Here is a 20,086-nt window from a genome sequence, read left to right as displayed (position 1 = left end):
CGGCCGGTGACGGTCGGCGGGCGTTTTTGCTAGCGCGGCGCGCCGGCTCGCGCACCAGCGTCTCGACCAGCTCCGCCGCCGGCATCGCCCGCGGCAGCGGTGGCTAGGCCTCACCGCCATCGGCGATGTGCAGGGCACTGGCGATCCTTTTCCGCAGCTCGGCCACTTCCTCGATATGCCGGTTTGCCGACCTCACGCTCTGCGCAAAGCTGGCCAGCTTCAGGTGTTCCCCCTGCGGGCCGCTCAGATGGAGGGAGCGTGCGGCATAGCTGTCGATCTGGCTGTAAACGCGCGAAAATCCGGCCAGATCGACGGTCTTTTGCCGCCTGAATGAGCCGAACCCCGGGTATGAAAAGACCAGTCGCCTGGCGTGCGGATAGATAGTGATCCTGCTGGGCCCGAGCACGAGCGGCAGGTTGAACAGCAAGGCCAGCGCGACACCTGGCCAAAGGCCGTACCACTTCCAGGCCGGCATGAAGACGATCGCGGTCAGAATCGCCTGGATGAACCAGCTCCGCGAGCAGGCAGGGAGGCTGATCGCAGCCTCGGCTTCAACGGTCCCCTTCAAGTTGTTTCCCCCTCTCCCTGAGTGAATGGCCGGCCCGGTTTTCCGTGCCGACTGCGATCCCGCGATCAGCGGGGACGCGGCACCGACCCCATCGGCAGTGCCCGAGCCTTATACAGCGAGCCGCCGAGGCGTTCGGTGCAGCAGTGCACGGGGCGTGCCCACGGTTTCCTGCCGGTAGCCCCGGCTGGAGCCAGCCGTCCGTGACGCAATATAACGGGCAGGCCGGATTTCAGTGCAATGGCATTGGATGGGCATCAAAATGCCGATTCCGGGCTGCGCAAAGGCATAAATAGGTATTTAAATGCCTTTTTGTGCCTTGGGCATGGCCAGAATAGGTACTATGATGCCTATCCATCACATCTCCAAAGACACGGTGCGCGGCGCCAGCCATCACATGGAAATCCTCACCCTTCAGGTCCATCTCGACGGTCAATGGCACGATGCGATGCGGCTGTGCTTCGACGCGCCCGCCGACGGGTTGCGCAGCCGCTGCAGCGCCCGCTACGAGGCCGACTATCTGGTCGCCCACCTCGACGACCTGGGCACGCCGAAAGCCCCGGCGGTGAGCGCCGCCTTGCCCCTGGGCTGGGACGACTACCGCGGCATCGCACCGGCCTTCCTGCACGACATCATCCCCGCCGGCGCCGCGCGGCGGCTCATCCTGGCGCGGATGGCGCTGCCCCTCGATGCGCCGGAAGAGTTCTTCCTGCTGCAGCGCTGCACCCTGGCGCCGGTTGGCAACCTGCGGGTCAAGGAGTCCGTCGCCGCCCCCTGCGTAGCGACCGGCTTCCCCCGCGAGGAAGTGATCCGCCGCGACATCCGCTTCCTCGATTACGCCTACGAGCGCGGCGCGGCCGTCGGCGGCGCCACGGGAGCGGGCGGCGAGGCGCCCAAGCTGCTGCTGGCCGAGGATGCCGCCGGCGACCTCTACCCGGATGCCAGCCTGCCCGACGCCGAGGTGCGCCGGCACTGGTTCGTCAAGTTCCCACGCAACGCCGCGACGGCCACCGACCGGGACATCCTGCGCAGCGAATACTGCTACTACCATGCGCTCAACCGTCTGGGCATCGAGACGATTGCCGCCGAAGGGCTGGCCTTCGAGGAGGCGGAAAAGCCCAGCCTGTGGATGCGCCGCTTCGACCGCCGGATCGGCCCGCACGGGGTCGAGCGCATCGCCGTCGAATCCGCCTACTCGCTGTGCGGCGTGACACGGCCGGGCAGCCGCCTGGAGCACGTCGAGGTGGTCGCCCGCCTGGCACACACCTGGAACGCCGTCGGTCAGGGCGCGGAGATTCCCGCCCTGGTCGCCGAATACCTGCGCCGCGACCTGCTCAACCAGATCCTCGGCAACACCGACAATCACGGGCGCAACTTCTCCATCCTGCGCAGCCGCGGGCGCATCGACCTGGCGCCGATCTACGATCTGGCACCGATGGCCATGGACCCCGAAGGCGTGGTGCGCACGACCCGCTGGCCCGACGGCATCGAACGCCTGGAGGGCACCGACTGGCGCGCCGCCTGCCACGCCCTGGCACGCTGGGCCGACCCCGAAGTCTCGTTCGAGCGCCTGCGCGCCGACGCCCGCCAGCTGCTGGCCCTGCCGGACCTGCTGCATGAACTGGGCCTGCCCGAGGCGACCTGGCAGGCACCGACCATCCCGCTCGACCGCCTGGAAACCACCCTGCGCCGCTGGGGGCTGCTATGAAGAAACCGCAGGAAGACCGCGGCGCGGTACTCGACGACATCCGCCAGCAACTGGCCGACGGCACCCTGAGCTTCGGCGGTGCCATCCGCCAGCTGCGCCTGCGCGTCACCGGCCTGAACCAGACCGACTTCGCGCGCATGTGCAAGCTGTCGCTGCGCACCCTGCGCCAGCTCGAACAGGATGCCGGCAACCCCACGGTGGCGACGCTGGACAGCGTGTTCAGGCTGTTCGGGATGCGGGTGGGGGTTGTGGTGGGGAGGCCGAGGGATATGGAGCGGTTTTGACCCGCGCTCCGCGCTTGATGCGATAGGCCCAAGCGGACGGCCGCTCTCGGCCAGAAGCGGACTGTCACATCGTGGGAAATAAACCTGCCCCATTTCTGCGATCCCCTCTCTGCGTGAGTGAAAATTCGAAATCATAATGCCATCATGGAATAATCAGGCTTGAGCGAAGGTTTTATGCCTGACATTCTCAAAAGTCACATGGATCATGAGCAGTGAAGCGAAAATATCTTACGGAATACGCAATCTCATACATGAACAGCTTCACCGCAATGGTGACACCAGACCAGTTGATGGGCGGGGGGAAGCTGAGCACTGAACAAGATCAGCGCCTCTCAAACTGCCACATCTACATCATTGCCGCTCGGCCCGCTGTCAGATTTGATCCCGAATCAATCAAGCATGAAAACGACCAGTTCTCTGGCGTCTTGATTTACAAGGTCATGGGAGAAGAGCGTCGACTCCCGTTCGATGACTATAAATGGAAGCTGGAGGATGATGCCACCCAGCTGGTATGTCCGTACCCACACCTTCAGGTCCACGCGCAGAATCCTGAGGGTAAGGGTGTAACCTACATGCCGGCAAATGCAATAGCGACGTTGTATTCACAAAGCGATATAGCCTCAACTGATCTGAATGCTTTTCAAGTGCTATATGTCGGCCAAGCAATCGGTGATGGTAGTCGGCGGGCGCTCGATCGGCTAGCCAGCCATTCTACGCTGCAGAAAATTCTCGCCCTCGCACCATACGAACACCCAGATCAAGAAATCATGCTCTTCATGTATGAATTTGATCATGCTCAGGTCGTTTCTTCTATGGATGGCAGGGCGAAAGGTGCAATCTCTACCGATGAGAATGAGTCAAGGATATTAAAGACCATTCAAGCCCCGCCAGAAAAGAGGCAGAAAATCGGAATGATTGAAGCCGCTCTGATCCGATATTTTCAGCCAAAATACAACGAAAAATTCAAAATAAAATTCCCATCTACCAAGTTGAAAGTTCTGAAATCATGTTATGAATTAGATATCTCAGGCTTGATTGTAGAATTGGACTCAAGTGACCTGGGCGTCTATATGTGCTCGCCAACCATTGCTGTCGCCAACCATCACCTCGTGAGGTTCGATCTGGTAGCGCCGATGAAACGAGCTTCATTCTTCAACGCCACCGGAATCCGCGAGATGCCTGGCATCATCAAAGCTACCTGACCACTGCCACGGTCCATTGAGGGTCAACAGAACGATTCTCAATGGTGGCCATAGTGAATGGCTGAAGCTGTTGCGTTGAACACTGGAGTTCGAGCGCGTAGGGTAGAAAACCGCGCAGCGTTTTCTACCAGCCCATGCCCCGCAGTACACGGTGGAAAAGACCTGCGGTCGTTTTCCACCCTATGCGGTATGGCACATCGTTCAGCCCCGCCACCGATCCTCAACCAATCCCGCCAGCAGCTCTTCGGCGCAGGCAAACTCCCGCGTCCCCCCCGGTAACTCCGGCCTCTTCAACACCAGCACCGGAATCCCCCGTTCGCGTGCTGCCTGCAGCTTGTGCTCGGTGGCCTGGCTGCCGCTGTTCTTGCTGATCAGCACGTCGCAGTCGATGCGCGCCATCAACGCACGTTCGTCGCCGAGGGCGAAGGGGCCGCGGGCGCCGAGGATTTCGGCGCGCGGTGCGGGCGGCTGGGCGGTGAGGCAGCGCACGGTCCAGTGCTGGTGGGCAGGGATTTCAGCCAGGTGCTCCAGCGGTTCGCGGCCGAGGGTGAACAGCGGGCGGCGGAAGGGGGCGAGGGCAGCGATCAGCTCCGCCCAGTCCGCCACCTCGCGCCAGTCGTCGCCGGGGCCGGGCTGCCAGCCGGGGCGGCGCAGTGCCCAGCAGGGGATGCCGGCGAGTTGAGTGGCACGGGCGGCGTTGCGGCTGATCTGTGCGGCGTAGGGGTGGGTGGCGTCGATCAGCAGGCCGATGCCTTCGGCCGCGATGAAGCGCGCCAGCCCCTCGGCGCCGCCGTAGCCGCCGACGCGCACCTGGCAGGGCAGGTCGGCCGGCACCTTGCCGAGGCCGGCGAGGCTGTAGATGGCATCGCTCGGCAACTGGCGGGCGATGGCCAGCGCCTCGCCGATGCCGCCGAGCAGCAGGATGCGTTTGTTCACGATGCGGACTCCAGCGCCCGGCCGACGAAGCGGCCCTGGCGGTCGATGGCGAAGACTTCCAGGCGTACCTGCGCTGGGACTATCGAGCGAGCGAAGGCCAGCGCGCGGGCGCACACCGCATCGCCCAGGGCGATGCCGGCGGCGCTGGCCAGGGCGAGTGCCTGCTGGCTGGTGTTGGCGGCGCGCATGGCGTCCTTCAGCGCGCAATCGGCACCCAGTTCGGCGGCCCAGTCGGCCAGTTGCGGCAGGTCGATGCTGGAGCGGCGGCTGTGCAGGTCGAGGTGGCCGGCGGCGAGCTTGCTGATCTTGCCGAAGCCGCCGCACAGGGTCAGGCGCGCCACCGGGGCGCGGCGCAGGTGCTTGAGCACGGCGCCGGCGAAGTCGCCCATCTCGATCAGCGCGCTGTCGTCGAGGCCGTAGTGGTCGCGCATGGCGTCCTCGCTGGCGTTGCCGGTGCAGGCGGCCAGATGCTGCAGGCCGTTGGCGCGGGCCACGTCGATGGCCTGGTGGATGGAGGCGATGTAGGCCGAGCAGGAGAACGGGCGGACGATGCCGGTGGTGCCGAGGATTGAGATGCCGCCGAGGATGCCCAGCCGTGGATTCATGGTCTTCAGCGCGATTTCGGCGCCGTTCGCCACGCAGACGGTGACCTCGAAGCCGCCGGCGTAGCTGCGCTCGGCGGCCAGCGCGCTCAGGTGCTCGGTCATCATCTGTCGCGGCACCGGGTTGATCGCCGGCTCGCCGACCGCCAGCACCAGTCCGGGGCGGGTGACGGTGCCGACGCCGGGGCCGGCGTGGAAGCGCACGCCAGGACGCGGATCGAGCGCCACGCGGGCGCTGATCAGCGCGCCGTGGGTGGCGTCCGGGTCGTCGCCGCCGTCCTTGAGCGTGCCGGCCTCGGCGCCGCCGGCGCACGGCCGGCAGAACTCCAGGCGCATGCTGACCCGCTGGCCCTTGGGCAGGACGATCTCCACCGCGTCGCAGGCGTCGCCGCCCAGCAGCAGGCGCGCGGCGGCCAGGCTGGTGGCGGTGGCGCAGCTGCCGGTGGTCAGGCCGGTGCGTAGCGGGCGCGGCTGTTCCGGGGTTTCCTCACGCATCGCCGGCCTCGACGGGCTTGCGCACGCAGAGCAGGGTGATCGGCAGCGCCTGGCGCCAGGTGTCGAAGCTGCCCAGCGGCTGGGCGTGGGCGATGTGCAGGCGCAGCAGCTCGCCGCCGTGGCGGGCGTACCAGTCGATCAGCCGCGCCTCGCTTTGCAGGGTGACGGCGTTGGCGACCAGCCGCCCGCCCGGCTTGAGCGCCGCCCAGCAGTCTTCCAGCACGCCGGGGCCGGTGACGCCGCCGCCGATGAACACCGCGTCCGGCGCCGGCAGGCCGGCTAGCGCCTGCGGCGCGCTGCCGGCGACCAGCTGCAGGTGCGGCACGCCGAGGGCGTCGCGGTTGTGGCGGATGTGCGCCTGGCGGCCCGCGTCGGCCTCGACGGCGAGGGCGCGGCACTGCGGATGGGCGCGCAGCCACTCGATGCCGATCGAGCCGCAGCCGGCGCCGACGTCCCACAGCAGCTCGCCGGGCAGCGGGGCGAGGCGGGCGAGGGTGACGGCGCGCACGTCGCGCTTGGTCAGCTGGCCGTCGTGGCGGTAGGCCTCGTCGGGCAGGCCGACGGTGGGCGGCAGCGGCTGCGCGCCGGCTTCCGCCCGGCAGTCGATGGCCAGCAGGTTGAGGGCGGCGCCGGGCGGCAGGCTCCAGTCGGCGGCGAGGCCGTCGAGGCGCCGTTCGTGCGGGCCGCCGAGGTGTTCCAGCAGGCTGAGGCGGCTGGGGCCGAAGCCGCGTTCGCGCAGCAGTGCGGCGACCTCGGCCGGGGTGGCGGCGCCTTCGCTGAGTACCAAGAGGCGCGCGCCGGGCTGCAGGTGGCGGTTCAGCGCGGCCAGCGGGCGGGCTACCAGCGAGACCACCGTGCAGTCCTGCAGCGCCCAGCCCAGGCGCGCGGCGGCCAGGGACACCGAGGAGGGCGCCGGCAGCACGCGCAGCTCCCCGGCCGGCAGCGCGCGCGCCAGGCTGGCGCCGACGCCGTAGAACATCGGGTCGCCGCTGGCCAGCACGCAGGTCGGCGTGCCGCGCCGGGCCAGCACGGGCGCGAGGTCGAACGGGCTGGGCCAGCACGCGCGCGCGGCGCTCACGCAGCGCGGCAGCAGGGCCAGCTGGCGCTCGGCGCCGACGATGTGCGCAGCGCCGAGCAGGGCGCGGCGGGCGCTCTTACCGAGGCCGGCGAAGCCGTCTTCGCCGATGCCCACTACGGTCAGCCAGGGCGTCATCGGGGTTCCTTGTGTGATGGGCGGATGTCTCCGCCGGAATGCCGCGCCCTGGCGAATGAATTCGCCTCTACGGTGGTCTGTGAGGGCAATGGCGGCGAAAGCCGGGCATAATAGCGCGTTCGTCGGTGCCCGTTCAGGGCCGAAGAGGGAACACGGAAGAGCATCGCTCCGACCGTGGCTGCCCCCGCAACTGTCAGCAGCGAGTCCGCGTCACAGGCCACTGGGCAACCGGGAAGGCGACGCCGGGCGACGACCTGCCAGCCAGGAGACCTGCCGGCGATAGGAGTCGCGAGTGCCAACGTCGGGCGGGGTGTACCGACGCTGCAAGCGCGCCGGCCTGCGGGCCGGCGCGGGGTTTCGCCTGTGGGCGGGATCGCAGGGGTCGCCGCGACGGACAATCCGGTGACCTTTCGTGAAGCATCCTCTTCGCGCGGCTGTGCCGCGCCCTTCCGCCTGTCCGGGCCTGTTGCGCATCGTCGCCGCCCGCGACGGCGGCATCTGCCGCATCAAGCTGCCCGGTGGGCGGCTCAGCGCCCGCCAGGCGCGGGCCATCGCCGCCGCGGCCGGCGACTGCGCCGACGGCGTGCTGGACGTCACCAACCGCGCCAACCTGCAGATCCGCGGCGTGCGCGCCGGGTGCGAGGACGCGCTGATCGAGCGCCTGCTGGCCGCCGGGCTGGGCGCCGCCAGCGCCGGCGGCGACGACGTGCGCAACCTGATGCTCAGCCCCGCCGCCGGCCACGATCCGCAAGCGCTGCTCGATACCCGCCCGCTGGCCGCCGCGCTGCTCGCCCGGCTGGAGCGCGAGCCGCGCTGGCACGCGCTGTCGCCCAAGTTCGCCGTGCAGCTCGACGGCGGCGAGGCGCTGGCGATGCTCGACCATCCCCACGACCTGTGGCTGTCGGCCCTGCCGGGCGAGGACGGGCCGCGCTACGCCTTCGGCCTGGCCGGCTGCCCGCCGCAGCACGCCGGGGACGAACCCGCGCTGGCCTCGATTCCGGCGGCGCAGGCCGGCGAGCTGGTGTTCGCGCTGCTGGCGCTGTTCCTCGACCGCGCTGGCGCCGAACAGACCCGCATGCGCCATCTGCTGCAGAATCTGCCGGCGCCGGCCGTCCTCGCTGCGCTGCGCGCACGCCATCCGGCGCTGGATCTGCGCCGCGACGTCGCGCTGCTCGCTTGGCGCCGCGCGCAGGCCGAACCGCAGCGGCGCTTCGGCGTGCAGGCACAGCGCCAGGCCGGGCTCTGCCAGGTCGGCGCGCAGACCGTGCTGGGCCGCCTCGACGCCCGCCAGTTGCAGGCGCTGGCGGCGCTGATCGAGCGACTGGGCACGCCCTGCCTGCACCTGACGCCCTGGCAGGGCGTGCTGCTCCCCGACGTGCCCGCCGCGCGCGGCGCCGAAGCGCAGCGCGCCCTGTCGGACCTCGGCCTGCTGGTTGACCCGGCCGCGCCGCTGGCCCGGCTGATCGCCTGCAGCGGCTCGCCTGGCTGCGCCCGCGCGCTGGCCGACACCAAGGCCGACGCCCGGCGCCTGGCCGCCTTGCTGCCGCCCGCGGCCGGCGCGGCGGACATCCACCTGAGCGGCTGCCCGCGGCGCTGCGCCGCCGCCCATGGCGCCGCCTTCACCCTGCTGGCCACGGCCCCGGCGCGCTACCAGTTGCTGGCCGGCGACCACGGCCCGGTGCTGGCCGAACATCTGAACATCGAGCAGGCCGCCGCGCGGCTGGCCGCCCATCCCTCATCCCCGGAGTCCCCATGATCGACTACATCCGCGATGGACAGGAAATCTATCGCAACTCCTTCGCCATCATCCGCGCCGAGGCCGATCTCGCGGCGATCCCCGCCGATCTGGAAAAGCTCGCGGTGCGCGTGATCCACGCCTGCGGCATGGTCGACGTGGTCGACGAGCTGCGCTTCTCGCCGGGCGCCGGCGCTAGCGGGCGCGCCGCGCTGGCGGCCGGTGCACCGATCCTCTGCGATGCGCGGATGGTCGCCGAGGGCATCACCCGCGCGCGCCTGCCGGCCGACAACCGGGTGATCTGTACCCTCAACGATCCGGACATCCCCGCGCTGGCCCGCGCGCGCGGCAACACCCGCTCGGCGGTGGCCCTGGAGCACTGGCGCGACCATCTGGAAGGCAGCGTGGTTGTCATCGGCAACGCGCCCACCGCGCTGTTCTACCTGCTGGAGATGCTCGCCGCCGGTGCGCCGAAACCGGCGCTGATCCTCGGTTTCCCGGTGGGCTTCGTCGGCGCCGCCGAGTCCAAGGACCTGCTCGCCGAAGGCAGCCACGGCGTGCCCTACGTGATCGTCCGCGGTCGGCGCGGCGGCAGCGCCATGGCCGCCGCGGCGGTCAACGCGCTGGCCACGGAGGTGGAATGATGGGCAAGGGACGACTGCTGGGCCTGAGCGTCGGGCCGGGCGATGCCGAGCTGATCACCGTCAAGGCGCTGCGCCTGCTGCGCGGCGCGCCGGTGGTGGCCTATTTCGTCGCCAAGGCCAAGGCCAGCAAGGGGCAGGGCGGCAACGCCTTCGGGGTGATCGAGGAATACCTGCGCGACGACCAGCTGCGCCTGCCGCTGGTCTATCCGGTGACCACCGAGAAGCTGGCGCCGCCGCTCTCCTACGAGGAGGTGATCGCCGACTTCTACGACACCGCCGCCGCGCAGGTCGCCGCGCACCTGGACGCCGGCCGCGACGTGGCGGTGATCTGCGAGGGCGATGCGTTCTTCTTCGGCTCCTACATGTACCTGCACGACCGCCTGGCCGAGCGCTACGACACCGAGGTGGTGCCCGGCGTCTGCTCGATGCTCGGCGCCGCCGCCGCGCTCGGCGCGCCGCTGGTGTATCGCAACCAGAGCCTTTTGGTGCTGTCCGGCGTGCTGTCCGAGGAGGAATTGCACGAGCGCCTGTCCGGCGCCGAGGCGGCGGTGGTGATGAAGCTCGGCCGTAACTTCGACAAGGTGCGCCGGGTGCTGGAGCGCCTCGGCATGGCCGAGCGCGCCCTGTACATCGAGCGGGCGACCATGGCCGAGCAGCGCAGCCTGCCGCTGGCCGAGGTCGACCCGATGGCCTCGCCGTACTTCTCCCTGATCCTGGTTCCCGGCCCGAGGTGGCAAGGCTGATGCACAAGACTCCCGCAATCGTGATCCTCGGCGCCGCCAGCCTGCCCACCGCGCGGCGCATCCAGCGCCGCTACCCGCAGGCGCCGGTCTACGCCCTGCAGGGTCGGGTCGAGGCGGACATCGCCTACGCCGACTTCGGCGCCACCCTGCGCGTGCTGTACCAGAGCGGCACGCCGATCGTCGCGCTGTGCGCCGCCGGCATCGTGATCCGCAGCCTGGCGCCGGTGCTGGCCGACAAGGAGCAGGAGCCGCCGGTGCTGGCGGTCGCCGAGGACGCCAGCGCGGTGGTGCCGCTGCTCGGCGGGCTGGCCGGGGTCAACCATATCGCCCGCGATATCGCGGCGATCTTCGGCATCGAGGCGGCGATCACCACCGCAGGCGAGCTGCGCTTCGGTACCTGCCTGCTCAACCCGCCGGAGGGCTACGCGCTGGCCGACGTGGAGGAGGGCAAGCGTTTCGTCGCCGACCTGCTCGGCGGCGAGACGGTGCGCGTGGAGGGCGCGGCGCCCTGGCTGGCTGCGGCGCGCCTGCCGCTGGACGAGGACGCCGGGCGGCGCATCCGGGTGAGCTGCGCGCGCGGCGCCAGCGCCGACGAGCTGCTGATCCACCCGCGCGCGCTGGTGGTGGCGGTCTACGCTGGCGAGGCCGAGCTGGCCACCAAGGTGCGCGCCGCGCTGGCCGCCCACGGCCTGGCCGAGGCGGCGCTGGCCGGCCTGCTGGCGCCGCTGGAGGCGATGCCTGACGCTGCGCTGGGCATGGTGGCGCGCGATCTCGGCGTGCCGCTGCGCTTCGCCGAGCGCGGCGCGGGCGAGACGCCGGCCGACTGGCTGCGCAGCCTGCTGCCGCTGGAGGAGCTGCTGGACGGCGACGGCCTGTGCATCGGCCGCGCCGCGCAGCCGGTCGAGATGGCCTGCCTGGGCCGGGCGCGCGGCCGGCTCAGCGTGGTCGGCCTCGGCCCCGGCGCCGCCGAGCTGATGGTTCCGGCGGTGCGCCGCGCCCTGGACGAGGCCGAGGACATCCTCGGCTACGAGACCTACGTGAACATGGCCGGCCCGCTGCGCGCCGAGCAGGTGCGCCACTGCAGCGACAACCGCGAGGAGCTGCAGCGCGCCCGCCATGCCTTCGAGCTGGCGGCCAGCGGGCGCCGCGCGGTGGTGGTTTCCTCCGGCGATCCGGGGGTGTTCGCCATGGCCGCGGCGGTGCTGGAGGCGCTGGAGCAGAGCATTGACCCGCTCTGGCATGCGGTCGAGCTGGAAATCCTCCCCGGCGTCTCCGCCGCCCTGGCCACCGCCGCGCTGGCCGGCGCGCCGCTGGGCCACGACTTCTGCCTGCTGTCGCTGTCGGACAACCTCAAGCCCTGGGCCGTGATCGAGCAGCGTCTGGAGCACGCCGGCGCCGCCGATCTGGTGATGGCCTTCTACAACCCGATCTCCCGCGCCCGGCCCTGGCAGCTCGGTCGCGCCCTGGACATCGTCAGAGGCCATCGCGCCGCCGAGACCCGGGTGCTGCTCGGCCGCGACATCGGCCGTCCCGGCGCGAAGCTGACCAGCCTGACCCTCGGTGAGCTGACCCCGGGGCTGGTCGACATGCGCACCCTGGTGATCATCGGCTCGTCGACTACCCGCAGCTTCCCACGCGCGGACGGCGGCGACTGGGTGTATACGCCGCGCTGGTATCGCTGAGGTCGAGGCCCGGCAGTGCTCGAGACGGTTCGGTGCGCCACGGCAGATGCTGCCGGCGAGACTTCATTCCGCAAGCGTCTCGGCATGTTTCCTGTCCGTGGCGATCCGCTGGCCGCGGTCATGCGCGTATTCCGTTTCCGCCAGCGAAGGGCCGAGGAACTCGCGCAGGGTCGGTCCCGGCCTGAGCCCGGGGATGCGGCGCAGGAATTCCGCCACCTCGTGGAGCCAGACCCGCCGGCCGATCCGGCTGTACCAGCGCATGGCGTGGCGGAAGTCGCCGTCGCGGTGCAGGAGGATGCGTCCCAGCGCTCTGGGGCGGGACTGCATGGCCAGCTCGATCAGCTTGAACCACAGGAACACCCGCCAGGCCGGGACGCGTCGCACCGCCAGCACCTGATGCTTGTAGTCCCAGCGCCGGGTGTCCGTCTCGATGACCTGGCGCTCCTCCACCGTGGCATAGAAGGGTGTCCAGCGATGCGGCGTGGCGTAGATCAGCTGGATCTGGTCGGGATCGTAGCGCAGCAGATGGCGGAACGACCGCCAGTAGTCGCGGTCACCTTCCTCCTCGAAACCGAGCACGTAGGTGGCCATGGAGACGATGCCGTGCTGGCGCAGCAGGTGGATGGCCTGGCGGTCCTCGCTGACGTCCGCCCGCTTGTTGATGTTCGCCAGCGTGGCCTCGTCGTAGCTCTCGATGCCGAGCAGGAAGCGGATCACGCCAGCCCGGCGGTACAGATGGAGGATGTCGGCGTCGCGCACGATGTCGCCGGCGCGGGTCGAACCGACCAGCAGCAGCGGCACGTCTTCGGCGATCAGCGCCTCGAGGAAGGTCCGCCAGGCCTTGCGCGAGCCGGTGGGCAGTTCGTCGGCGAAGTTGATCAGCTCCACCCCGTGCTCGCGGTGCAGGCGCGCCAGTTCGCGGGCGAAGGCCACCGGGTCGCGGTGCCGCCAGCGCGTCCAGAAGCCGCGCTGCCCGCAGTAGCTGCACGGGTAGGGGCAGCCGCGCGAGAACTGCACCACCACGGCGCGCTTGCCGCCCCAGTAGGAGTAGCGGGCATGGTCGATCAGCTCCCAGCCGACCCGGTAGGCGTCCAGGTCGCGCAACGGCGGCGCCGGCGGCGTGCCCAGCACCCGGCCCTGGTGGCGGAAGGCGATGCCCTTCACGCCGTCCAGCGGATCGCCGTCGCGCAGCGCTTCGAGCAGGGACAGGGCGGTCTGCTCGCCCTCGCCGCGCACGATGAAGTCGATGGCCGGGCAGTCGCGGAGGATTTCCTGCCAGTGATAGGTGGGGTGTACCCCGCCGTAGACGATGGTCAGGTCCGGCAGCGCCTGCTTGAGCAGCTGGCACAGCTCGACCACGGTGGCGTGCGCCGAACTCGACCCGGAATGGCCGAGCATCGCCACCGTCGGCCGCAGCTGACGCACCTGCCCGGTGATCGCCGGCAGCGGCAGGTTCTCGCGGTCGGCATCCAGCAGCGACACCGCGAACCCGGCATCCAGCAAGGGGCCGCCCACGCTGAGCAGGCCGAGTGGCGGCAGGTGCTCGTCGGGGATACGGCTGCCGATGGCAGTGTGGGGCGGGTTGATCAAGACGATCCTGGGCGGTGTGGGCATTCCTTGTCCCCTGGCGATGAAGTCTGGCTGCTCTGCCGCCGGGGATGGCCCGGTGGCGAGGTGGGCAGGTTACGCCATCCGGCTAGCGGAGGAGGGTGCGCCTCTTGGCAGCTTTGACGGCGCGCGCCCCTCTGCCCCGTCCGTTTTGACGATGTAGCACCCCCGAGCGCCCCGTATACCTGTGGCAGACCCTTTACCAACGAGGTTTCTGCCATGCGACAAGCTCCCCCCTACGTTCCCGGCCACCAGCTGCTGGCCGGCAAGTCCGTCCTGATCACCGCCGCCGCCGGCGCCGGCATCGGTTTCGCCGCCGCCAAGCGCTGCGCGGAGGAGGGCTGCCGGGCGCTGATGATCTCCGACATCCACCCGCGCCGCCTGGAAGAGGCGGTCGAGCGCCTCAAGGCCGAGACCGGCCTCGAAGCCGTCTACGGCCAGCTGTGCAACGTCGCCGTGGAAGAAGAAGTGCAGGCGCTGATCGCCGCCGCCGAGGACTGCCTGGGCGGCGTCGACGTGCTGATCAACAACGCCGGGCTCGGCGGCCAGAAGCGCGTCACCGAGATGAGCGACGAGGAGTGGTCGCGGGTGCTCGACATCACCCTGACCGGCACCTTCCGCATGACCCGCGCCATGCTGCCGCACATGCAGGGCCGCGGCCGCGGGGTGATCGTCAACAACGCCTCGGTGCTCGGCTGGCGCGCGCAGAAGGAGCAGGCCCACTACGCCGCGGCCAAGGCCGGGGTGATGGCGCTGACCCGCTGCAGCGCACTGGAAGCCGCTGAGTTCGGCGTGCGCATCAACGCGGTGTCGCCGTCCATCGCCCTGCACGACTTCCTCAAGAAGGCTTCCAGCGAGGAGCTGCTCGCCCAGCTGGCCAGCCGCGAGGCCTTCGGCCGCGCCGCCGAGGTCTGGGAAGTGGCCAACGTGATGGTCTTCCTGGCCAGCGACTACGCCTCCTACATGACCGGCGAAGTGCTGTCGGTCAGCTCCCAGCAGGCCTGAGGTGCGCGCCATGACCACCATCTATTCCAGCGCCGAACAGCTGCTCGCCGCCGAGGGCCAGGATCTGGGTGCCACCGACTGGATCGAGATCGACCAGGCGCGGGTCAACCTGTTCGCCGAGGCCACCGGCGACCACCAGTGGATCCACGTCGATCCGGTGCGCGCCGCCAGCGGCCCGTTCGGCGGCTGCATCGCCCACGGCTACCTGACCCTGTCGCTGGTCAACCTGTTCCTGCCGCAGCTGATCCAGGTCGACAACCTGCGCATGGGCGTCAACTACGGCTGCGACCGCGTGCGCTTCCCGGCGCCGGTCAAGGTCGGCGCGCGCATCCGCGGGCGCGGCGAGGTGGTGCGCGTCGAGCAGGTCGGCGCGGCGGTGCAGGCCACCGTGCGGGTCAGCGTCGAGATCGAGGGCGGCGAGCGCCCGGGCTGCGTGGTCGACACCATCAGCCGCTACACCTTCAACTGAGCGAGAGATTCCCATGCAAGCCAATCCGAACGATGCGGTGATCGTATCCACCGCGCGCACCGCGCTGACCAAGTCCTTCCGCGGCTCCTTCAACGATACCGAGGCGCCGGTGCTCGGCGGCCACGTGGTGCGCGCGGTGGTCGAGCGCGCCGGCATCGAGCCGGGCGCGGTGGAGGACGTGATCATGGGCGCGGCGGTGCAGCAGGGCACCCAGGCCTACAACATCGGCCGCCTGTGCGCCTACACCGGCGGCCTGCCGGACACGGTGCCGGGCATGGCGCTGGACCGCATGTGCGCCTCCGGCCTGATGACCATCGGCGTCGCCGCCAAGGGCATCATGACCGGCGAGCTGGGCGTGGCGGTGGCCGGCGGCGTCGAGTCGCTGTCGCTGACCCAGACCAAGCACAAGAACAGCTATCGCGCACAGTCGCTGGCGGTGCAGGAAGTGGTGCCGGCGGCCTACATCCCGATGCTGGAGACCGCCGAGATCGTCTCGCGCCGCTACGGCATCTCGCGCGCCGCCCAGGACGAGTATTCCCTGCAGAGCCAGCAGCGCACCGCCGCGGCGCAGGCCGCCGGGCTGTTCGCCGACGAGATCGTGCCGCTTGCCGCGCGCAAGCTGTGCTTCGACAAGGAGGGCAACCCGACCGGCCACGAGGAGGTGCTCGCTGACCGCGACGAGTGCAACCGCCCGTCGACCAGGCTGGAGGATCTCGCCGCGCTCAAGCCGGTGTGGAAGGACGGCAAGTGGGTGCCGCAGGGCGAGTTCATCACCGCCGGCAACGCCTCGCAGTTCTCCGACGGCGCCGCGGCGACCCTGCTGATGAGCCGCGCCGAGGCGGCGCGCCGCGGCATGGCGCCGCTCGGCGTGTACCGCGGCATCGCCGTGGCCGGTTGCGCGCCGGAGGAGATGGGCATCGGCCCGGTGTTCGCCGTGCCCAAGCTGCTCAACCGCTTCGGCCTCACCGTGGCCGACATCGGCCTGTGGGAGATCAACGAGGCCTTCGCCTGCCAGGTGATCCACTGCCGCAACGTGCTGGGCATCCCCAACGACCGCCTCAACGTCAACGGCGGCGCCATCGCCATCGGCCACCCGTTCGGCATGTCCGGAGCGCGCATGGTCGGCCACGCCCTGCTGGAAGGCCGTCGCCGCGGCGTGCGCTACGTGGTGGTGGCCATGTGCATCGGCGGCGGCATGGGTGCTGCCGGGCTGTTCGAGATCGCCTGAGTTCCGCCCGTTGCCCAGGGCAATGTAGGGGCGAATTCATTCGCCTTTGCTGGGCATTTTGGCGAATGAATTCGCCCCTACAGCGGCTTGCCCGTCCTCGGAAGGACTGGCAAGCCGCTCTCACGTTCATGCGATAGCCCCCATCCCCTCCCGCCCATCTTCCCTCTCTGCGCCGGCGTACTCCTTATGGACGATGCCGGCGCAGCTCTGTCTTGCGGACCATCGAGCCGTATCAACGCCTGCGTCGAGCGACCGCCGCGTCGCGCTCGCCCACAACAAGAACAAGGGAAAGACAGCATGAAAGCACTCAATCGCCTGCGGAGGTCGCCATGCGCCAGTTGATCGCCTACGCCGTCTCGGCCGTGGTCGCGGCAACCACCGCGTACGCCTTCTCGCACCGTACCCCGCCACCCCTGCCGGCCACCGAGCTGCGCACCGACCGCCTGCTGATCAACGACATGACCGTCGACGGCCGCCGGGTGGTCGCGGTCGGCGAGCAGGGCATCGTCCTCACCAGCGACGACCTCGGCGACAGCTGGCAGCAGGCCGCCATCGACCAGCGCCGCGGCAGTTCGCTGACCGGCGTGGCGCGGCTGTCGGCCGAGCGCCTGGTGGCGGTCGGCCATGACGGCTGGATCCTGCGCTCCGCGGACGGCGGCAAGCACTGGCAGGAGAGCCGCATCGACAACGAGCTGGCCGAGCCGCTGCTCGGCGTCTGGGCTGGCGCCGGGAACACCGTGATGGCCTATGGCAGCTACGGCAAGTTCTTCGTGTCCCGCGACGCCGGGCAGAGCTGGCAGGCCTGCGAGCTGCCGGTGGACGGCTATCACCTCAACGGCATGGACGGCGGCGCCGACGGCCAGCTGATGCTGGTCGGCGAGCAGGGCACGGTGCTGCGCTCGGCCGACGGCGGCGAGAACTGGGAAGCCCTGCCGGCCTTCTACAAGGGCTCGCTGTTCGGCGTGGTGCGCCTGTCGGCGCAGCGCTGGCTGGCCTACGGCATGCGCGGCCATGTGTTCGTCAGCGACGACTTCGGCCAGAACTGGACCCAGGTCCCGCTCGGCCATACCGCGCCGCTCTACGGTCATGCGCGGCTGCCCGGGCAGACCGGCGTGCTGGTGGTCGGCGCCGGCGGCGTGGTCAGCCGCTTCGACGGCCAGGGCAAGCTGGTCGACAGCCTGCGCCTGAAGAGCCTCGGCACCCTGACCTCGGTAGCGGCGCTGGACGAGCGTGTGCTGGTGGTCGGCGGCGAGCAGGGCGTGTTCAAGAGTTTCCGCGGCGGCATCACCGCCGCGCAGGACTGAGGGTGACGTGATGAAAGGACAAACCTCCCGGGTGGATCGCTGGGTCGAGGCCTGTGCCGACCTGCTGATGGCCCGCCGCCGCGCGCTGATGGCGCTGTTCATCGCCATCACCGTCGGCCTGGGCGCCAGCGCCCTGCAGACGCGGCTGGACCCCGGCTTCAACAAGCTGATCCCGCTGCGCCACGAGTACATGGTGAACTTCCTCGAATACAGCAAGGTGTTCACCGGCGCCAACCGCTTCCTGGTCAGCGTGCGCTGGAAGGGCGAGGGCGACATCTACAACCCGGTGTTCCTCGATACCCTGCGCAAGGTCACCGACGACGTGTTCTTCACCTCCGGGGTCAGCCGCTCCAGCGTGACCTCGCTGTTCACCCCCAACGTGCAGTACGTCGAGGTGACCGAGGACGGCTTCTTCGGCGACGTGGTGGTGCCGCCGCGCTTCGCCGGCACCCTCGAGGATCTCGAGCAGGTGCGCAGCAACACCGCGCGCTCCGGACAGATCGGCCGCCTGGTGGCCACCGACCTGAAGGCGGCGATGGTGCGCGCCGACCTGCAGGACGTCGATCCGAAGACCGGCGAGAAGGTCGACTACGTCGAGGTGGCCAAGCGCCTCGAGGAAATCCGCAGCAAGTACAACAATGAGCAGATCGAGATCAACGTGGTCGGCTTCGCCAAGCTCGTCGGCGACGTGGTCGAGGGCCTCGGCGCGGTGATGGGCTTCTTCGTGGTGGCCTTCCTGATCACCGCGGCGCTGCTGTGGGGCTACTCGCGCTCGCTCAAGCTGACCGTGGTGGCGCTGGTGGTGGCGCTGCTGCCGGTGGTCTGGCTGCTCGGCCTGCTGCCGCTGCTGGGCCTGGGCATCGACCCAATGTCGATCCTGGTGCCGTTCCTGATCTTCTCCATCGGCGTGTCCCACGCGGTGCAGATGACCAACGCCTGGAAGCAGGACGTGCTGGCCGGCGCCAGTGCGCAGGACGCGGCCCATGCGGCCTTCTGCAAGATCTTCATCCCCGGCTCGCTGGCCCTGCTGATGAACGCCGTGGGCTTCGCGGTGATCATGCTGATCGACATCCCCATCGTCCACGAGCTGGGCGTGACCGCCTGCCTCGGCGTGCTGCTGATGATCGTCACCAACAAGATGATGCTGCCGATCATCATCTCCCACCTGCGTCTGGAACGCTCGGCGCAGCCCAGCAACAAGCCGCTGGAAGGCCGCAAGCACCCGCTGTGGTGGGGGCTTTCCAGCCTGGCCAAGCCCGGCCCGGCGCTGCTGGTGTTCGGCACCAGTCTCATCCTGCTTACCGTCGGCACCCTCAAGGCCCGCGACCTGCAGACCGGCGACATCGGCGCCGGCGCGCCGGAGCTGCGCAGCGACTCGCGCTACAACCGCGACAACGCGCGGATCGTCGGCAGCTACGCCATCGGTCTCGACGTGCTGACCGTGTTCGTCGAGGTCAAGGACTACCCCGAGGCCTGCCTGGCCCCGACGGTGATGCGCGCGGTGGACCGCTTCGACTTCGCCGTGCGCCACGTCGCCGGCGTGCAGTCGGTGTCCAGCGTCACCGGCACCGGCAAGGTGGTGATCGCCGGCAACAACGAGGGCAACCCGCGCTGGTCGGCGATCCCCAACTCCGAGCGCGGCCTGCAGCAGGGCTCGCGCGCCTACTCGTCGGAGCTGGGCATGGTCACCGACGGCTGCCAGCAGATGCAGATCCTGGTGTTCCTCACCGATCACGAGGGGGCGACCGTCGCCCACGTGGTCAAGGAGCTCAAGCGCATCATCGCCGCCGACGTCACCCCGGGTGTCAGCTTCCGCCTGGCCGGCGGCAACGCCGGCATCATGGCGGCCTCCAACGAGGCGGTGGACCGCGCCGAGGTGCTGATGCTGGCCGCGCTGTTCGGCTCGGTGGCGCTGTTCTGCTGGCTGACCTTCCGCTCGCTGCGCGCGGTGCTGTGCATCCTGGTGCCGCTGGCCATCGTGGCCATCCTCTGCAACGCGCTGATGGCGCTGCTCGGCATCGGCCTCAAGGTCGCCACCCTGCCGGTGGTCGCACTGGGGGTCGGGGTCGGCGTCGATTATGGTATCTACCTCTATGAGCGCATCCAGCACGAGATGGAGGAGGGCCGCGACCTGCGCCACGCCTTCTACGAGGCGATGCGCCAGCGCGGCACGGCGGCGGTGTTCACCGCGCTGACCATGTCCATCGGCGTGTGCACCTGGGCCTTCGCTCCGCTGAAGTTCCAGGCCGACATGGGCGTGCTGCTGGCCTTCATGTTCCTGGTCAACGTGTTCGGCGCGATCTTCCTGCTGCCGGCCCTGGCCGCCTGGTTCAACGAGGGGCGGCCGCTGGTGCGGGCGCGCGAGGGCGCAGCCACCGCCGACGCCAGCCAGCGCCGCTCGCAAGCCGGGGCGAAGGAGGCGACGGCCTGCGTGTAACAGCCGGAAACAGAAGTCCGGGAGGCCTCAAGCTCGCGGCTCTTGAACAGCCTCCCGGCTATGGCAGTATCCTGACGACAGGAAAATGACGAAGGCGCCCGCCGCTTCGGCGGCGACAGTGCCGGCGCAGGAGGCGCACCGGGCTGGGGGCTCCCGCCGCCGGCCCGGAGGATGCCCGGGGTAACCTGATCGACAAGAACAATAAGGAGCCGGCCCATGAGCCGTC

At 69.7% G+C, this 20,086-nt stretch carries 17 protein-coding genes and 1 riboswitch; of the genes, 12 read left to right on the top strand and 5 right to left on the bottom strand.

The genetic code is table 11. From position 1 onward, the window contains the following. Positions 1–103: 103 nt before the first annotated feature. Positions 104–568: a hypothetical protein gene (locus SK095_RS03375; RefSeq protein WP_320547859.1), complete on the bottom strand. Its 465-nt coding sequence runs from the start codon at positions 566–568 to the stop codon at positions 104–106. A 394-nt stretch (positions 569–962) separates the two neighbouring features. Between SK095_RS03375 and SK095_RS03370 the strand changes: the two genes are divergently transcribed. The 3 genes from SK095_RS03370 (at position 963) to SK095_RS03360 (ending at position 3,759) form a co-directional block, all read left to right on the top strand. Further along, a complete protein-coding gene (locus SK095_RS03370; protein WP_320548863.1) occupies positions 963–2,273 on the top strand; it encodes a type II toxin-antitoxin system HipA family toxin in 1,311 nt (436 codons plus the stop codon). Further along, a complete protein-coding gene (locus tag SK095_RS03365) occupies positions 2,270–2,557 on the top strand; it encodes a helix-turn-helix transcriptional regulator (protein ID WP_320547858.1) in 288 nt (95 codons plus the stop codon). The genes SK095_RS03370 and SK095_RS03365 overlap by 4 nt, the downstream gene beginning before the upstream one ends. A 251-nt stretch (positions 2,558–2,808) precedes the next feature. Further along, positions 2,809–3,759 (top strand): hypothetical protein, encoded by a 951-nt coding sequence (locus SK095_RS03360; RefSeq protein ID WP_320547857.1) that lies wholly within the window; start codon positions 2,809–2,811, stop codon positions 3,757–3,759. Between the two features lie 201 nt (positions 3,760–3,960). Here SK095_RS03360 and SK095_RS03355 read toward each other — a convergent pair whose 3' ends face one another. Genes SK095_RS03355 through cbiE form a run of 3 tightly spaced genes read right to left on the bottom strand, consistent with a single transcriptional unit; the run spans position 3,961 to position 7,005 of the window. Further along, on the bottom strand, positions 3,961–4,698 hold the full coding sequence (locus SK095_RS03355; protein WP_414153878.1) for a cobalt-precorrin-6A reductase: 738 nt from the start codon (positions 4,696–4,698) through the stop codon (positions 3,961–3,963). Further along, on the bottom strand, positions 4,692–5,792 hold the full coding sequence (locus tag SK095_RS03350; RefSeq protein ID WP_320547855.1) for a cobalt-precorrin-5B (C(1))-methyltransferase: 1,101 nt from the start codon (positions 5,790–5,792) through the stop codon (positions 4,692–4,694). The genes SK095_RS03355 and SK095_RS03350 overlap by 7 nt, the downstream gene beginning before the upstream one ends. Further along, complete coding sequence (cbiE, locus tag SK095_RS03345) at positions 5,785–7,005, bottom strand: precorrin-6y C5,15-methyltransferase (decarboxylating) subunit CbiE (protein WP_320547854.1); 1,221 nt, start codon at positions 7,003–7,005, stop codon at positions 5,785–5,787. The genes SK095_RS03350 and cbiE overlap by 8 nt, the downstream gene beginning before the upstream one ends. 106 nt (positions 7,006–7,111) lie before the next feature. After that, a riboswitch (cobalamin riboswitch) is annotated at positions 7,112–7,298 on the top strand. A gap of 119 nt (positions 7,299–7,417) precedes the next feature. Here cbiE and cobG point away from each other — a divergent pair. Genes cobG through cobJ form a run of 4 tightly spaced genes read left to right on the top strand, consistent with a single transcriptional unit; the run spans position 7,418 to position 11,809 of the window. Beyond that, entirely contained in the window at positions 7,418–8,761 is a 1,344-nt protein-coding gene (cobG, locus tag SK095_RS03340; protein ID WP_320547853.1) for a precorrin-3B synthase, read from the top strand. After that, positions 8,758–9,384 (top strand): precorrin-8X methylmutase, encoded by a 627-nt coding sequence (locus SK095_RS03335; RefSeq protein ID WP_320547852.1) that lies wholly within the window; start codon positions 8,758–8,760, stop codon positions 9,382–9,384. Before cobG ends, SK095_RS03335 begins: the two co-directional genes overlap by 4 nt. Next, the gene (locus tag SK095_RS03330; RefSeq protein WP_414153871.1) at positions 9,384–10,127 is read left to right on the top strand and encodes a precorrin-2 C(20)-methyltransferase; all 744 of its coding nucleotides are present in this window, start codon (positions 9,384–9,386) and stop codon (positions 10,125–10,127) included. The genes SK095_RS03335 and SK095_RS03330 overlap by 1 nt, the downstream gene beginning before the upstream one ends. Next, positions 10,127–11,809: a precorrin-3B C(17)-methyltransferase gene (gene cobJ, locus SK095_RS03325; RefSeq protein WP_320547850.1), complete on the top strand. Its 1,683-nt coding sequence runs from the start codon at positions 10,127–10,129 to the stop codon at positions 11,807–11,809. The genes SK095_RS03330 and cobJ overlap by 1 nt, the downstream gene beginning before the upstream one ends. 63 nt (positions 11,810–11,872) lie before the next feature. On the opposite strand, the gene bchE is transcribed toward cobJ, so the two are convergent. After that, complete coding sequence (bchE, locus tag SK095_RS03320) at positions 11,873–13,399, bottom strand: magnesium-protoporphyrin IX monomethyl ester anaerobic oxidative cyclase (protein WP_320547849.1); 1,527 nt, start codon at positions 13,397–13,399, stop codon at positions 11,873–11,875. 237 nt (positions 13,400–13,636) lie between these two features. Here bchE and SK095_RS03315 point away from each other — a divergent pair, with 237 nt between their 5' ends. The 5 genes from SK095_RS03315 to SK095_RS03295 all read left to right on the top strand — a co-directional run bounded on the left by SK095_RS03315 (position 13,637) and on the right by SK095_RS03295 (position 19,860). After that, positions 13,637–14,422, top strand: a complete 786-nt coding sequence (locus SK095_RS03315) for an SDR family oxidoreductase (RefSeq protein WP_201486865.1) — start codon at positions 13,637–13,639, stop codon at positions 14,420–14,422. Between the two features lie 10 nt (positions 14,423–14,432). Further along, on the top strand, positions 14,433–14,891 hold the full coding sequence (locus SK095_RS03310; protein WP_201486866.1) for a MaoC family dehydratase: 459 nt from the start codon (positions 14,433–14,435) through the stop codon (positions 14,889–14,891). A gap of 13 nt (positions 14,892–14,904) precedes the next feature. Further along, positions 14,905–16,119 carry an acetyl-CoA C-acyltransferase gene (locus SK095_RS03305; protein WP_320547848.1) on the top strand — a complete coding sequence of 405 codons (1,215 nt, stop codon included), beginning with the start codon at positions 14,905–14,907 and terminating at the stop codon, positions 16,117–16,119. Between the two features lie 329 nt (positions 16,120–16,448). Further along, the gene (locus SK095_RS03300; RefSeq protein ID WP_320547847.1) at positions 16,449–17,423 is read left to right on the top strand and encodes a WD40/YVTN/BNR-like repeat-containing protein; all 975 of its coding nucleotides are present in this window, start codon (positions 16,449–16,451) and stop codon (positions 17,421–17,423) included. A 10-nt stretch (positions 17,424–17,433) separates the two neighbouring features. Further along, a complete protein-coding gene (locus SK095_RS03295) occupies positions 17,434–19,860 on the top strand; it encodes an efflux RND transporter permease subunit (protein ID WP_320547846.1) in 2,427 nt (808 codons plus the stop codon). Positions 19,861–20,086: the final 226 nt, after the last annotated feature.

The sequence above is a fragment of the Pseudomonas sp. AN-1 genome (assembly GCF_034057115.1).
In the GTDB taxonomy this organism is placed as follows: domain Bacteria; phylum Pseudomonadota; class Gammaproteobacteria; order Pseudomonadales; family Pseudomonadaceae; genus Geopseudomonas.
This window is presented reverse-complemented; position numbering and strand designations above follow the sequence as displayed.

Coding starts and splice junctions, on each gene's coding strand:
- SK095_RS03370 (WP_320548863.1), top strand. CDS start 963: ATGGAAATCCTCACCCTTCAGGTCCATCTCGACGGTCAATGGCACGAT.
- SK095_RS03365 (WP_320547858.1), top strand. CDS start 2,270: ATGAAGAAACCGCAGGAAGACCGCGGCGCGGTACTCGACGACATCCGC.
- SK095_RS03360 (WP_320547857.1), top strand. CDS start 2,809: ATGAACAGCTTCACCGCAATGGTGACACCAGACCAGTTGATGGGCGGG.
- SK095_RS03350 (WP_320547855.1), bottom strand. CDS start 5,792: ATGCGTGAGGAAACCCCGGAACAGCCGCGCCCGCTACGCACCGGCCTG.
- cbiE (WP_320547854.1), bottom strand. CDS start 7,005: ATGACGCCCTGGCTGACCGTAGTGGGCATCGGCGAAGACGGCTTCGCC.
- SK095_RS03335 (WP_320547852.1), top strand. CDS start 8,758: ATGATCGACTACATCCGCGATGGACAGGAAATCTATCGCAACTCCTTC.
- SK095_RS03330 (WP_414153871.1), top strand. CDS start 9,384: ATGGGCAAGGGACGACTGCTGGGCCTGAGCGTCGGGCCGGGCGATGCC.
- cobJ (WP_320547850.1), top strand. CDS start 10,127: ATGCACAAGACTCCCGCAATCGTGATCCTCGGCGCCGCCAGCCTGCCC.
- SK095_RS03315 (WP_201486865.1), top strand. CDS start 13,637: ATGCGACAAGCTCCCCCCTACGTTCCCGGCCACCAGCTGCTGGCCGGC.
- SK095_RS03310 (WP_201486866.1), top strand. CDS start 14,433: ATGACCACCATCTATTCCAGCGCCGAACAGCTGCTCGCCGCCGAGGGC.
- SK095_RS03305 (WP_320547848.1), top strand. CDS start 14,905: ATGCAAGCCAATCCGAACGATGCGGTGATCGTATCCACCGCGCGCACC.
- SK095_RS03300 (WP_320547847.1), top strand. CDS start 16,449: ATGCGCCAGTTGATCGCCTACGCCGTCTCGGCCGTGGTCGCGGCAACC.
- SK095_RS03295 (WP_320547846.1), top strand. CDS start 17,434: ATGAAAGGACAAACCTCCCGGGTGGATCGCTGGGTCGAGGCCTGTGCC.